The organism is Staphylococcus devriesei (assembly GCF_002902625.1).
GTDB classification, from domain to species: Bacteria; Bacillota; Bacilli; order Staphylococcales; family Staphylococcaceae; genus Staphylococcus; species Staphylococcus devriesei.
The window spans coordinates 64,352-77,500 of sequence record NZ_PPRG01000034.1; the positions used below are offsets into that span (position 1 = coordinate 64,352).

Annotated in this window: 13 protein-coding genes; 7 read left to right on the forward strand and 6 right to left on the reverse strand. The window is 35.5% G+C overall.

Features of this window, described 5'->3' with window-relative positions:
• Positions 1-111 precede the first annotated feature (111 nt).
• The 4 genes from metE to CD147_RS05950 are packed head-to-tail and all read right to left on the reverse strand — an operon-like array spanning position 112 to position 6,422.
• Positions 112-2,358 (reverse strand): 5-methyltetrahydropteroyltriglutamate--homocysteine S-methyltransferase, encoded by a 2,247-nt coding sequence (gene metE, locus CD147_RS05935; RefSeq protein WP_103166501.1) that lies wholly within the window; start codon positions 2,356-2,358, stop codon positions 112-114.
• A complete protein-coding gene (locus tag CD147_RS05940) occupies positions 2,355-4,193 on the reverse strand; it encodes a bifunctional homocysteine S-methyltransferase/methylenetetrahydrofolate reductase (RefSeq protein ID WP_103166502.1) in 1,839 nt (612 codons plus the stop codon). Before CD147_RS05940 ends, metE begins: the two co-directional genes overlap by 4 nt.
• The gene (gene metC, locus CD147_RS05945) at positions 4,147-5,322 is read right to left on the reverse strand and encodes a cystathionine beta-lyase MetC (RefSeq protein WP_103166503.1); all 1,176 of its coding nucleotides are present in this window, start codon (positions 5,320-5,322) and stop codon (positions 4,147-4,149) included. Before metC ends, CD147_RS05940 begins: the two co-directional genes overlap by 47 nt.
• Positions 5,319-6,422: a PLP-dependent transferase gene (locus tag CD147_RS05950; protein WP_103166504.1), complete on the reverse strand. Its 1,104-nt coding sequence runs from the start codon at positions 6,420-6,422 to the stop codon at positions 5,319-5,321. Before CD147_RS05950 ends, metC begins: the two co-directional genes overlap by 4 nt.
• Positions 6,423-7,264: 842 nt before the next feature.
• Here CD147_RS05950 and CD147_RS05955 point away from each other — a divergent pair.
• The 4 genes from CD147_RS05955 to ychF all read left to right on the forward strand — a co-directional run bounded on the left by CD147_RS05955 (position 7,265) and on the right by ychF (position 10,485).
• Positions 7,265-8,092 (forward strand): ParB/RepB/Spo0J family partition protein, encoded by an 828-nt coding sequence (locus tag CD147_RS05955; RefSeq protein ID WP_103166505.1) that lies wholly within the window; start codon positions 7,265-7,267, stop codon positions 8,090-8,092.
• Positions 8,093-8,270: 178 nt separating this feature from the next.
• A complete protein-coding gene (locus tag CD147_RS05960) occupies positions 8,271-9,146 on the forward strand; it encodes a mechanosensitive ion channel family protein (RefSeq protein ID WP_103166506.1) in 876 nt (291 codons plus the stop codon).
• 26 nt (positions 9,147-9,172) lie between these two features.
• Positions 9,173-9,388, forward strand: a complete 216-nt coding sequence (locus CD147_RS05965; protein WP_103166507.1) for a DUF951 domain-containing protein — start codon at positions 9,173-9,175, stop codon at positions 9,386-9,388.
• Positions 9,388-10,485 (forward strand): redox-regulated ATPase YchF, encoded by a 1,098-nt coding sequence (gene ychF, locus CD147_RS05970; protein WP_103166508.1) that lies wholly within the window; start codon positions 9,388-9,390, stop codon positions 10,483-10,485. Before CD147_RS05965 ends, ychF begins: the two co-directional genes overlap by 1 nt.
• A gap of 138 nt (positions 10,486-10,623) precedes the next feature.
• Here ychF and CD147_RS05975 read toward each other — a convergent pair whose 3' ends face one another.
• Positions 10,624-10,815 carry a hypothetical protein gene (locus CD147_RS05975; RefSeq protein ID WP_103166509.1) on the reverse strand — a complete coding sequence of 64 codons (192 nt, stop codon included), beginning with the start codon at positions 10,813-10,815 and terminating at the stop codon, positions 10,624-10,626.
• 291 nt (positions 10,816-11,106) lie between these two features.
• Here CD147_RS05975 and rpsF point away from each other — a divergent pair, with 291 nt between their 5' ends.
• The 3 genes from rpsF to rpsR are packed head-to-tail and all read left to right on the forward strand — an operon-like array spanning position 11,107 to position 12,227.
• Positions 11,107-11,403, forward strand: coding sequence for a 30S ribosomal protein S6 (gene rpsF / locus CD147_RS05980; RefSeq protein ID WP_002461101.1), 297 nt, complete (start codon positions 11,107-11,109; stop codon positions 11,401-11,403).
• 21 nt (positions 11,404-11,424) lie between these two features.
• Positions 11,425-11,937 carry a single-stranded DNA-binding protein gene (gene ssb / locus CD147_RS05985; RefSeq protein WP_103166510.1) on the forward strand — a complete coding sequence of 171 codons (513 nt, stop codon included), beginning with the start codon at positions 11,425-11,427 and terminating at the stop codon, positions 11,935-11,937.
• A gap of 47 nt (positions 11,938-11,984) precedes the next feature.
• Complete coding sequence (gene rpsR, locus CD147_RS05990; RefSeq protein WP_002451519.1) at positions 11,985-12,227, forward strand: 30S ribosomal protein S18; 243 nt, start codon at positions 11,985-11,987, stop codon at positions 12,225-12,227.
• A gap of 424 nt (positions 12,228-12,651) precedes the next feature.
• On the opposite strand, the gene CD147_RS05995 is transcribed toward rpsR, so the two are convergent.
• Positions 12,652-12,909, reverse strand: a complete 258-nt coding sequence (locus CD147_RS05995; RefSeq protein WP_103166511.1) for a transcriptional regulator — start codon at positions 12,907-12,909, stop codon at positions 12,652-12,654.
• Between the last annotated feature and the right edge of the window lie 240 nt (positions 12,910-13,149).

A 13,149-nucleotide genomic window follows, 5' to 3' on the forward strand; every position in this document is an offset into this window, starting at 1 on the left:
ATAGAAAGAGAGGGGGAGCTGAACAGAAATCTAATGCCAGCTTCTAGAGTACAAAATATTAACAACTCACTTGAGACCCCACTCTTCAAAGCTTAACATGTTCTCTAAACCTTATGCTGGTTGGTTATTATTCTCTTCACGTTTTTTACGAACTGTATTTACAAGCACTGTTAATGCGTCTTTAACTTCTTCTTCTCTACGTGTTTTTAAACCGCAGTCAGGGTTAACCCAGAATAATGAGCGGTCAATTTGTTGTAAAGAACGGTCGATAGCCGTCGCAATTTCTTCTTCAGTTGGAATACGTGGGCTATGAATATCATACACACCTAATCCAATACCTAAATCATAATTAATATCTTCAAAGTCTTTGATTAAATCACCATGGCTACGAGATGTTTCGATTGAAATAACATCTGCGTCCAATTCATGAATAGCATGGATAATTTGACCAAATTGAGAATAGCACATATGCGTATGAATTTGAGTTTCATCTTGCACTGAAGATGTTGCTAATTTGAATGAATTTACTGCATCTGCAAGGTAACCTTCATGATATTCAGAACGTAATGGTAAGCCTTCACGTAATGCTGGTTCATCGACTTGAATTACTTTGATGCCTGCTTCTTCAAGTGCTAATACTTCTTCATCAATAGCTAATGCGATTTGGTCTTGTACTACTTTACGTGGGACATCGACACGTTCGAATGACCAGTTTAAGATAGTGACAGGACCAGTTAACATACCTTTGACAGGTTTATCAGTTAAGCTTTGCGCATAAACTGTTTCTTTAACTGTTAATGGTTCAGTCCATTTTACATCTCCGTAGATTACTGGTGGTTTAACTGCACGAGAACCGTATGATTGTACCCAGCCAAACTTAGTTACTAGGAAACCTTGGAGTTTTTCACCGAAGAATTCAACCATGTCGTTACGTTCGAATTCACCATGTACTAAGACATCTAAACCAATCTCTTCTTGGATTTTGATCCAACGTGCAATTTCACTTTCTAAGAAATTGTTGTACTCTTCATCTGAAATACGTTTGTTTTTCCAATCTGCACGATATTTACGCACCTCTCGAGTTTGTGGGAACGAACCAATTGTAGTAGTTGGTAAATCTGGTAAGTGTAATCGCGCATCTTGTGCTTTTTTACGTTCAGGGAATGGTGATTTACGAGTTGTTGGTACGCTATTGTAATCATATTCAAGATTTTTAAATGATTGACTTTGGAAACGTTCATAACGTGCTTTTAAATCATCATATTTTTTACTGTCATTGTTATTAAATAAACGTTTTAATGCATCTAGTTCGTCTAATTTTTCAGTAGCGAAACTTAAACCTTCTTCGATAGCTTCATCTAATGTTTCATCGTCTAATGATACAGGCACGTGAAGTAATGAAGATGAAGGTTGAATAACAATATGGTCAGTGTAGTTTTGTAGTGTTTCAACTAATTCTTTTTTAGCTTCAATATCTGTAGCCCATACGTTACGACCATCAATAATACCAGCGTATAACGTTTTCTTAGCGTCAAAGTCGCCCGCTTCAATTTGTTTCAAGTTATAACCATTGTCATGTACGAAGTCTAAACCTAAACCACCGACAGGAAGTGAACTTAAGAATTTTACATTAACACGTTCAAAATATGTTTGAATTACTAATTTATCCCCTAAGCTAGCCTCTGCAAAGTAGTCATAAGCTTCTTTAGTAATTGTTTCATAGTCTTCACTTTCGTCAGTTACTAGCACAGGCTCGTCGACTTGGATGAACTCAGCACCTGCATCTACTAATGATTGAAAGACTTCTTTATATAACGGAAGTAAAGTTTTAACTTTTTCCTCGAATGTTTGATCTCCGCTTTTAGAAAGTTTAACGAAAGTAATAGGCCCTACAATTACAGGGTGTGCATTAACGTTTAAAGATTTCGCATAATTGAAGCGGTCTAATAATACATTACGGTTTACTTTAGGATCTACATTGTCCCATTCAGGTACAATATAGTGATAGTTTGTATTGAACCACTTGATTAATGCACTCGCAACATGTTCTTTATTACCACGTGCAATATCAAATAGTAAGTCATCATTCACTTCGCGACCTTGGAAACGTTCAGGGATGATGTTGAATAATAATGATGTATCGAGAATATGGTCATATAATGAGAAATCTCCGACAGGTACACTATCTAAATTGTAATTTTTTTGGAGTAATAAATTTTCTCTGTGTAAGTTCGTTAATGTTTGATCTAATTCAGCTTTATCGATTTTTTTAGCCCAATAGCTTTCGATTGCCTTTTTCCATTCTCTTTTTCTACCTAATCTTGGGAATCCTAAATTTGAAGTTGTAATTGTTGTCATGATATTGCCTCCTTGTTTTGGGTAATTGCTTTTGAATATGCTGTGAGTTCTAATGAATAATCGACGCGTTGGAATGGGGTAATAATATATAACCCGTTAAAATACTCATGCACGGTATCGATTAATTCCTTAGAAAGTCTAAGACTCAATTCTTTTGTTTTCTCTTTATCATCTTTTACTGCTTTAAATTGATTTAATACGTCTTCAGACATTTTAATTCCGGGCACTTCGTTATGTAGGAAAAGTGCGTTATTGTAGCTAGCGATTGGCATAATACCTATGAATAGTGGTGTATTAAGATGTTTTGTAGCCTCATATACTTCTTTAATTTTTTCCTTACTATACACAGGTTGTGTGATGAAATAACTCATACCAGCCGCCACTTTTTTCTCGAGTCGTTTAACCGCTCCGTCCAGTTTACGTACGTTAGGGTCAAACGCACCGGCGATGTTAAAGTTAGTATGTTTCTTCAGCGCATCACCGTCAGTATTGATACCTTGGTTGAAACGTAATGCGAGTTCTGTTAACCCCTTTGAATTAACGTCATAAACATTAGAAGCGCCAGGTAGGTGACCTACTTTCGAAGGATCTCCTGTGACTGCTAAGATTTCATTAACGCCTATGAGTGATAAACCAAGTAAGTGTGACTGTAAACCAATCAAGTTACGGTCTCGACACGTAATGTGGACAAGCGGCTCAATATTATATTTCTGCCGGATAATACTTGCTGCAGCGATATTGCTAACACGCACCGTTGCCAACGAGTTGTCTGCGAGTGTTACGGCGTCGATGTTAGCTTCATCTAATTTGCCTACATTTTCAAAGAAGAGATCGGTATCAAGGTGCTTAGGCGTATCTAATTCCACGATAACTGTTGGGCCATTTTTAACTTTAGTCGTTAAATTATGCTTGTAAGTGTGGGTCCGCGAATGATTTGTCTTACGATTGATGGGAATCACTTTCTTATCGCTTACAGGCTTTAAATCTTTCACGGATGATTTGATATAGGCAATATGTTCAGGTGTAGTACCGCAACATCCTCCTATAAGTCTTACGCCTTCATTTATTAATTCTTGAGCCACATCGCCAAAGTATTGTGCGTTATCGCTATACTTAAATTCACTATTCTCAATATCGAGTAGGCTTGCGTTTGGATAACATGAAAGATAAGCATGTTTTGGTAATTCGATATGAGAGAACGACCGTTGCATATGATGTGGGCCGTGATGACAGTTCAGACCTACAACATTAGCGCCACATTCAATCAATTGCTTAAACGCCTCGTTAATCTCGGTGCCATCGACCAAATAATTGGTATTCGATGCTGTAAGTTGGGCGATAATTGGAATATCATATTTGCGCCGTGTTGCTGTGACGATATTGCTCAGTTCTTCTAAGTCGTAATACGTTTCAAAAAGTAAGCCATCAACGCCTTCTTCAACGAGTGTATCGATTTGATTCTCAGCATGATATTGTATGGTGGATAGGGATAAGTCTTCTTGTTTTAAACCTCTAAAACCTCCTACGGTACCTAGTATAAAAGTGTCGGGTTTAGCTGCACGTTTCGCAATTTGTACTGCAGCTTTATGAATTTCTTTCACTTTATGTTCTAGACCAAAAGCTTTTAACTTTTCAAAATTAGCTCCATACGTATTCGTTTGAATAATGTCTGCACCTGCTTGAATGTATGAGCGATGGATGCGCTCTACTTTCTCAGGATGTGTCAGGTTGTACGCTTCCGGACACGTATCGAGCCCCTCAGAGTAGAGGATTGTTCCCATTGCGCCGTCAGCTACTAAAACGTTGTTGTGTAATTGTTTCAATAATCGACTCATTGAAGGCCTCCTTTAATGCGTAGTTGATATCTGCAATCAACTCTTGAGGTTGTTCAAGCCCTACGCTTAATCGGAATAAGCCGAACGTAATACCGCGTTCACGGCGAATGTCTTCTGGCACAGCAGCATGGGACATAGTCGCAGGATGAGAAAGAATTGTTTCAACGCCACCTAAGCTCACGGAAACTAACGGTAAGGTTAAAGCGTTCACAAAATCTTGTGCCTTTGATTCGTCTTTCAAGCGGAAACCGATGACAGCACCACCACTATTAGCTTGTGATAGATGCAATGCATTGTTTCCTGGGTAATATACTTCGGCGATTTCCTCTCTGTTGCTTAAAAATTCTACAAGTTGTTTAGCATTAGATGTTGATTGCTTAAATCGAATCGGTAATGTCTTTAGGTGTTTCGCTAGCGTCCAACTGTCATGTGCTGAGAGCGCCGTACCTGTGCCATTTTGTAAGAGGTATAGCGCATCAGCGATATCTTTACGATTGGTAATTGTTGCGCCGGCAATGATATCGCTATGACCACCCAAGAATTTAGTAGCGGAATGAATGACAATATCAGCACCCAGCGCGAGTGGGGATTGTCCTAGTGGCGTCATGAACGTATTATCTACTGCTAGAAGTAGGTCATGTCGTTTAGCGATATTTGCGACAGTTCGGATATCAGTAATCTTGAAACATGGATTGGACGGTGTTTCAACGTAAATTAATTTCGTATTAGGTTGTATGGCAGCTTCAATTTCTTCGGGAACAGTCGCATTAACCGTTGTGAATTGAATGTTGAAGCGGTTGAGTATTTGCTCGGTTAATCTAAACGTCCCACCATACACATCGTCTGGTAAAATGACGTGATCGTCAGATTGAAGTGTTAATAATACGGCTGAGATAGCTGCGATACCTGATGCGAAAGCGAAGGCATATTTGCCACCTTCAAGCTTGGCTAACTTTTCCTCAAGTAGTTGGCGATTAGGATTACCACTTCTTGCGTAATCGAATTTTGCATTGCCTCCAAGTACTTTTTGATGAAACGTCGAAGAATCATATAGGGGAGGATTAGCTGAATCGTAATCTACTCCTCTATGCGTATCGAAAATAACTTCAGTTTCTTTGGATAAGCTCATGAAATCACCTCTACTTTAGAATTCTCTAGTGCTTGAATAATATCGGATTCAATATCGTTATAATCTTCAATCCCAATGGACAATCTAATTAAATATTCATCGATGCCGCGTTTATCTTTTTCTTCATCGGGCATGTCTATATGAGTTTGTGTATAAGGAAATGTTATAAGTGTTTCTGTACCACCAAGACTTTCTGCAAAAATACAAATTTCTAAATTTTCCAAAAATTTACCAACGTCGTAAGCTTTATTTAGACGTAAACTCAACATTCCTGTTTTGCCACTATATAATACTTCATCAATCGCTTCTAAAGTCCTACATCGTTCCGCGAGCTTTCTTGCGTTTTGTTGCGAACGATCTAGCCTTAAATGAAGTGTCTTTAATCCTCGTTGAAGTAAATAACTATCTAGAGGAGATAATGTTGCGCCAATCATGTTATGAAACTGCCCAAGTTGCTCCGCTAATTCCGTATCTTTTACTGTAACAACACCAGCTAATACATCGTTATGTCCACCAATATATTTCGTTGCTGAGTGGAGGACAATATCCGCGCCTTCTTCTAGTGGTGTGGATAGATAAGGCGTTAAGAACGTATTATCTATAATCGTCAATAATTTATGCTTTTTACTAAGCACATAATACGGTGTGACATCAATTTCAATCATTTGTGGATTTGAAATTGGCTCTATGAAAAGGGCCTTTGTGTTAGGTGTAATATGTTTTACGACCTCTTCATAGTTTAAAAATTCCACATAGATAAATCGAACGCCATATTGTTTCTCATAATAATCGAATAATCTAAATGTGCCACCATATAAATCAAAAGCAACTAATACTTCATCTCCCGGCTTAAATAATTTACAAATTAGTTGTATAGCCGACATGCCACTTGATGTGGCGAATGAAGCGTTGCCACCTTCCAATTTCGCAAAGGATTCTTCAAACGCTGAGCGTGTAGGATTTTTAGTCCTCGTATAATCATAACCAGTTGACTGACCAAGTTGAGGATGTTGATATGCAGTAGATAAATAGATGGGATTGGCAATTGCACCTGTTGAATCTTGCGTTAATGAAATTTGTGCTAATTGTGTCTCTTTCATTTCAAACCCTCCTGTTATTTCGTTTCAATAAAAAAAGCTCCCGTCCTTTAAACCCGATAATTATCGGATGTAAAGGACGAAAGCTTGTTTCGCGGTACCACCTTTGTTTATCACTTTATTACTAAAGCAACCTCAAACAGTACGCCAATTGTGTTAGATTGCGATACTGAACAGGTAGTCACTGTAAATCGTTAGAAAATAAATGTAACGCTTGTTGTACGCACACATTAAAAAACTCATTTAGCTTATGATAAGTAAATGAGTATTAACGATAGGATAGTGACGTAGTAGATTCCAGTACGCCATTAAACATAAATGTTAATACTGTATCGCTATAACGGGCGATCCCGTTGATACCTCGTATTGGCATCAACACTCAAAGGCCATTTTCAAACTCTCTTTCAATGTCTCTTCTCAGCATAGGAGACTCTCTGTATTAGCAGTGTAAGCTCTACTTTCCTTATTACAGTGTGTAATTTGTATTTTTTTAAGATATTTCATAGCTTACAGACTTAAATTACATTTGTCAATAACTTTTCTGAAAATTGTGATTAGAAAGTCAACTTAAAGAGTGGTTGAGGTATTGATAGAGTTGAGATAACGTCTTAGAAAAAAATTTATATTTTTTCTTTAACTCAGTTTAAAGTACTTGTAGAAACAAGCCATAATTTTTAAAATTAATAGGTACATGTAAAGAGTCGGGTGCTATATAGGTTTTGTTGCTAATGATTAACTATTAATTGAATGTGAAATTTACGAATTGAAATTGCAGAACTTTCTAGTATTAAAAATAGAGAAACTGTAATAATCGTCGTTAGTTCTTAGGGAAAGGGGGACAATGAATGAAATACGAGAAAGATGAACGCTTACAGCCGAAACAACATGAACAAATACAAAAAATAACTATTACCGATATTAAAGCAAATCCATACCAACCGCGTAAAACGTTTGATGAAACGAGATTAAACGAGTTGGCGGATTCGATTAAACAGCACGGCATCCTACAACCTATTGTTTTACGAAAAAATGTACAAGGATACTATATTGTAGTTGGTGAAAGACGTTTTCGAGCATCTCAAATAGCAGGATTACAAAAAGTGCCTGCCATCGTGAAAGACCTCTCTGATGCAGATATGATGGAATTAGCTATTATAGAAAATTTGCAGCGTGAGAACCTAAATGTGATTGAGGAAGCAGAAAGTTATAGACGCTTAATGGATGACTTAGGACTTACTCAACAAGAGGTCGCAAAACGACTTGGGAAATCTCGTCCTTATATAGCTAATATGTTGAGATTATTGAACTTGCCGAAAGAGGTGTCGCAGTTCGTTAAAGAGGGGAAACTTTCCGGTGCACATGGACGAACGTTGTTAGGTATTAAAGACAATGAGACGATGAGAGAAGTAAGTAAACAAGCAATTAGTGAAAATTGGAGCGTCAGATACTTAGAAAATATTGTTAATGAGTTGCAAGACGGAAGGCAGTCTAAAAATGAGAAGAAACAACCAGTACTTAAACCTAAATTTATTCAAAAACAAGAAAGAATATTAAAAGAAAAATACGGTACACGAGTTGATATCTCAGCTGGGAGAAAGATTGGTAAAATTACGTTTGAGTTTGGCTCAGAAGACGAATTTAGAATGCTAATTAATAAGTTAAATGAAAAATAAATAGTGTGAGCTTTGTTTAGAGGTAGCAAGAAAGTTTGGAGGAAACGTAGATTGCAAGTTACTTCCTTATCTTTTACTTAGTGCAACTAAAATTAAAACTCAAGACGGATACATTGTATAGGAGATAAATGTATAATTATTTAATTATGAAAAGAACTTAAAGGGAGGTTGCGTTTAAATGAATCAGGTCAAAAGTGTCTTATCATCACTATTTGAACCCTTAACTAAAATAGAAACTTATGAGAATTTAGCTATTAAAATCGCTTTAATTATTATTTATATTATAGTGGCGCTAATAGTTACACGTATTTTAAATAAACTGATTGAACAAGCATTTAAAATGCAAAATAGAAGTACAAAAGGGAACAAAAAACGTTCTCGCACATTAATTTCGCTAGTACAGAACGTAGTAAATTACATAGTATGGTTTATCGTTGTTACTACGGTATTAAGTAAATTTGGTATTAGCGTTGAAGGTATTATCGCCAGTGCAGGTGTAGTTGGTTTAGCTGTTGGTTTCGGCGCACAAACAATCGTTAAAGATATTATTACAGGTTTCTTTATTATTTTCGAAAATCAATTTGACGTAGGAGACTATGTTAAAATCAATAGCGGTGGTACAACTGTAGCTGAAGGTACAGTAAAATCAATTGCATTAAGATCTACACGAATTAATACAATCACAGGTGAATTAACAATTTTACCTAACGGTAGTATGGGAGAGATTACCAACTATTCTATTACGAATGGTTTCTCAATTGTGAAAGTCCCAGTGTCAGTCGAAGAAGATTTAGATAAAGTAGAAAAACGATTAAATAAATTATTTACGGCTATGCGTAGCAAGTATTATCTATTTATTACTGATCCTGTTGTAGAAGGTATTGAATCATTAGATGAAACTAAAGTAACATTTAGAATCTCAGCAGAAACGATTCCAGGTGAAGGTGCTTCAGGTTCAAGAATTCTACTTAGAGAAATTCAAAGAGTGTTTGTACAAGAAGGTATTAAATTACCGCAACCGATTTATATTAAAAATAATGGTAAGCAAAGCTAATTCTAATTATCTTTGGGGGTAATTTCATGACGTCAAATTATGGAATAAATGATATAGTAGAGATGAAAAAACAACATGCATGTGGAACAAATCGCTTTAAAATTATTCGTATGGGTGCAGATATTCGTATCAAATGTGAAAATTGTCAAAGAAGTATTATGATTCCACGTCAGACGTTTAATAAAAAACTAAAGAAAATATTAGTATCCAATCAAGATACAGAAGGTAAGGAGAATGATTAATGGCTTTAACAGCAGGCATCGTAGGTTTACCTAACGTAGGGAAATCTACTCTATTTAATGCAATCACAAAAGCGGGTGCGTTAGCAGCAAACTATCCATTCGCAACAATCGATCCAAACGTAGGAATTGTCGAGGTACCAGACGCACGTTTAAATAAATTAACTGAAATGGTAGAACCTAAGAAAACTATTCCTACCGCATTTGAATTTACTGATATCGCCGGAATTGTTAAAGGCGCTTCAAAAGGTGAAGGTCTAGGTAACAAATTCTTATCACATATTCGTGAAGTTGATGCAATTTGCCAAGTAGTACGTGCATTTGACGACGACAACGTTACACACGTGTCAGGACGCGTAGACCCATTAGACGACATTGAAGTTATCAATATGGAATTAGTATTAGCAGATTTAGAATCTGTTGAAAAGCGTTTACCTAGAATTGAAAAAATGGCTCGTCAAAAAGATAAAACAGCAGAGATGGAATTACGCATTTTATCTAAAATTAAAGAAGCATTAGAAAACGGCGATCCAGTACGTAGTTTAGAATTTAACGATGAAGATCAAAAATACGTGAACCAAGCTCAATTATTAACATCTAAAAAAATGTTATATATAGCAAATGTTGGCGAAGATGAAATTGGTAATGAAGAGAATGAAAAAGTTAAAATTATTCGTGACTATGCAGCTAAAGAAGATTCTGAAGTAATTGTAATTAGTGCAAAAATCGAAGAAGAGATTGCTACTTTAGATGATGAAGACAAAGAAATGTTCTTAGAAGATTTAGGTATTGAAGAACCAGGCTTAGATGTTCTAATCAAAACAACTTATGATTTATTAGGCTTATCAACTTACTTTACTGCTGGTGTACAAGAAGTACGTGCATGGACTTTCAAACAAGGTATGACAGCACCACAATGTGCGGGTATTATTCACACTGACTTTGAACGTGGATTTATTCGTGCTGAAGTAACAAGTTATGATGATTACGTTGAAAATGGTGGAGAACAAGGTGCTAAAGAAGCGGGTAAACAACGCTTAGAAGGTAAAGAATATATTATGCAAGATGGCGACATCGTTCACTTCAGATTTAATGTATAAAACTACACTTTTAAGACAAGGCATGAGACTTCATGCCTTATTTTTGATTGAAAAATAAAAAGCAATGTAAGTATCATGTGGCTTGAGTGACAGAGAAACTTACATTGCTTTTAAATATATGAGAAATCTCATTCTATCTTAAAAGAACGGTATAATTTTACTTGCTTCAATAATATCTTTGGTGCTAAAGAACTGTTTACCTTCACCGGTATAGGCTGGTTCAAGAATCATATTGGCTTTCGCGCAATACAACCATTCTGGATTGATACCGCAATTTAAGACTTCTTGAAATTCTTGGAATTCTTTATCCCAATCTAAATCTAATTGCATGTTCTACACCTCGCTATTATTATAGAACGTTTGTTCTGTTTTGAAAAGTGATTTTAGACAATTTTCTTCAACTTTTTAATTTATTTATGTTTATTTAAATTATGAAGTAATAGACCTACTAATTTTATATTATGGTGCTGCCTTTTCAAAAAGAGAATTAACCACATCAATATTTATTGTAAAAAGTAATACTCTATGCTATAATTATTGATTGTGAGTAATGAAAATTATTCCTTGCTTATCGGTAATACTCGATAAGCCGCATAGACCACAAGGAGGTGCAAGTATAAAATGAGAACATATGAAATTATGTATGTCGTACGTCCAAATATTGAAGAAGACGCTAAAAAAGCAGTTGTTGAACGCTTTAACGGTATCTTAGCTTCAGAAGGATCAGAAGTTTTAGAAGAAAAAGACTGGGGTAAACGCCGTCTTGCTTATGAAATTGAAGATTTCAAAGAAGGCTTCTACAACATCGTACGCATTAAAACTGATAACAACAGAGCTACAGACGAATTCCAACGTTTAGCTAAAATTAATGACGATATCATCCGTTATATCGTTATCCGCGAAGACCAAGATAAGTAATAATTTAATGGGGGCGTTTGAATGATAAACAGAGTTGTATTAGTAGGTCGTTTAACTAAAGATCCAGAATACAGAAGCACTCCCTCAGGCGTAAGTGTAGCGACATTTACTCTAGCAGTTAATCGTACTTTCACGAATGCTCAAGGGGAACGCGAAGCTGACTTTATTAATGTTGTTGTTTTCAGAAGACAAGCAGAGAATGTGAATAACTATTTATTCAAAGGTAGTCTAGCTGGCGTTGATGGTCGCATACAATCACGCAGTTATGAAAATCAAGAAGGTCGTCGTATCTTTGTTACTGAAGTTGTAGCGGATAGTGTTCAGTTCCTTGAACCTAAAAATGCACAAAGTGGCCAACGTAACCAAGGTGGTAACAATGATTTCCAAGACTACGGTCAAGGATTTGGTGGCCAACAATCAGGACAAAATACGTCATATAGTAATAATAATTCATCAAATAATAAACAATCTGATAACCCATTTGCAAATGCGAATGGCCCGATTGATATTAGTGATGATGACTTACCATTCTAATAATAAATGAACGTATAAAAAATATTTTTTGAAGGAGGTAATTACCCATGGCAGGTGGACCAAGAAGAGGCGGACGTCGTCGTAAAAAAGTATGCTATTTCACAGCAAATGGTATTACTCATATCGATTATAAAGACACTGAATTATTAAAACGTTTTATCTCAGAACGTGGTAAAATCTTACCACGTCGTGTAACAGGCACTTCAGCTAAATATCAACGTATGTTGACTGCAGCTATCAAACGTGCTCGTCATATGGCTTTATTACCATATGTTAAAGAAGAACAATAATATATAATTTATTGTCAAACCCCGCAGGCATAGGCTTGTGGGGTTGTTTTAGTTTATACAATAAAAAAGCTAGATGGCGTATCATCTGACTTTTCAACATAAAGCTAAGAATATGTCACTTCTCAAATGAAAGTGAAACCGGAATGAGCGCCGAGAATTTATGATAAATAATGCTGCTATATGAACGACTTTAATTCAATCATTTATAATCAACTAATATTATTTATTCAATAAATTTTACTAATAGTTGATTTATATACTTATTCAATATAGATATTTTACCTGTTAGATTTGAATTGTTTATCTTATTTATTTACTTATTTTTCATTAAATTTTTATAACTTACAATACATAAAAAACGGTTAGTGATTTCTCATCACTAACCGTTAAATGTCTTACGCTTAATATAGCGTATATAAAGTTATTATAGACGAATGTCTACGTCGTCGAATTGTTTTTGGTATTCTTTATATTTACTCTCGACTAGCATTTGATATGGTGTGTCGAAGAAATCTGCAAGGATCATTGCATCTTTGAATTTAGGTTCATGTTGATGGTTTTCCCATTCCCACAATTGATGTGGCTCATAGTGTGTACCATATTTTTTATTTATTAATTCTGTTAGTTCATTAATTTCTAAGTTTCTTTTTGTTCTTAAATTAAAAAGTGTGTGTGAACTCATAAAGCATAACCTCCTCAAACTTAAAGTTTGTATTTAATATTAATTGTCTAAATTACTTACTAATTAACTTCTCCAACAAACCCATTTAAGTCATCTATAAATCTAACCCTAGTTATTTTTATATATTATTCCTGTTCACGATATTTATCAAGTGTTTAATTTAATCTGATATAGCAGTAAATTTTAATGAAATCAACTTAATAAACGAAGAACAATTAGTTCTGTCTCTTATACACATCT

Coding starts and splice junctions, on each gene's coding strand:
- CD147_RS05955 (WP_103166505.1), top strand. CDS start 7,265: ATGAAATACGAGAAAGATGAACGCTTACAGCCGAAACAACATGAACAA.
- metE (WP_103166501.1), bottom strand. CDS start 2,358: ATGACAACAATTACAACTTCAAATTTAGGATTCCCAAGATTAGGTAGA.
- rpsF (WP_002461101.1), top strand. CDS start 11,107: ATGAGAACATATGAAATTATGTATGTCGTACGTCCAAATATTGAAGAA.
- CD147_RS05975 (WP_103166509.1), bottom strand. CDS start 10,815: ATGCAATTAGATTTAGATTGGGATAAAGAATTCCAAGAATTTCAAGAA.
- CD147_RS05965 (WP_103166507.1), top strand. CDS start 9,173: ATGACGTCAAATTATGGAATAAATGATATAGTAGAGATGAAAAAACAA.
- CD147_RS05950 (WP_103166504.1), bottom strand. CDS start 6,422: ATGAAAGAGACACAATTAGCACAAATTTCATTAACGCAAGATTCAACA.
- CD147_RS05960 (WP_103166506.1), top strand. CDS start 8,271: ATGAATCAGGTCAAAAGTGTCTTATCATCACTATTTGAACCCTTAACT.
- CD147_RS05940 (WP_103166502.1), bottom strand. CDS start 4,193: ATGAGTCGATTATTGAAACAATTACACAACAACGTTTTAGTAGCTGAC.
- rpsR (WP_002451519.1), top strand. CDS start 11,985: ATGGCAGGTGGACCAAGAAGAGGCGGACGTCGTCGTAAAAAAGTATGC.
- metC (WP_103166503.1), bottom strand. CDS start 5,322: ATGAGCTTATCCAAAGAAACTGAAGTTATTTTCGATACGCATAGAGGA.
- ychF (WP_103166508.1), top strand. CDS start 9,388: ATGGCTTTAACAGCAGGCATCGTAGGTTTACCTAACGTAGGGAAATCT.
- CD147_RS05995 (WP_103166511.1), bottom strand. CDS start 12,909: ATGAGTTCACACACACTTTTTAATTTAAGAACAAAAAGAAACTTAGAA.
- ssb (WP_103166510.1), top strand. CDS start 11,425: ATGATAAACAGAGTTGTATTAGTAGGTCGTTTAACTAAAGATCCAGAA.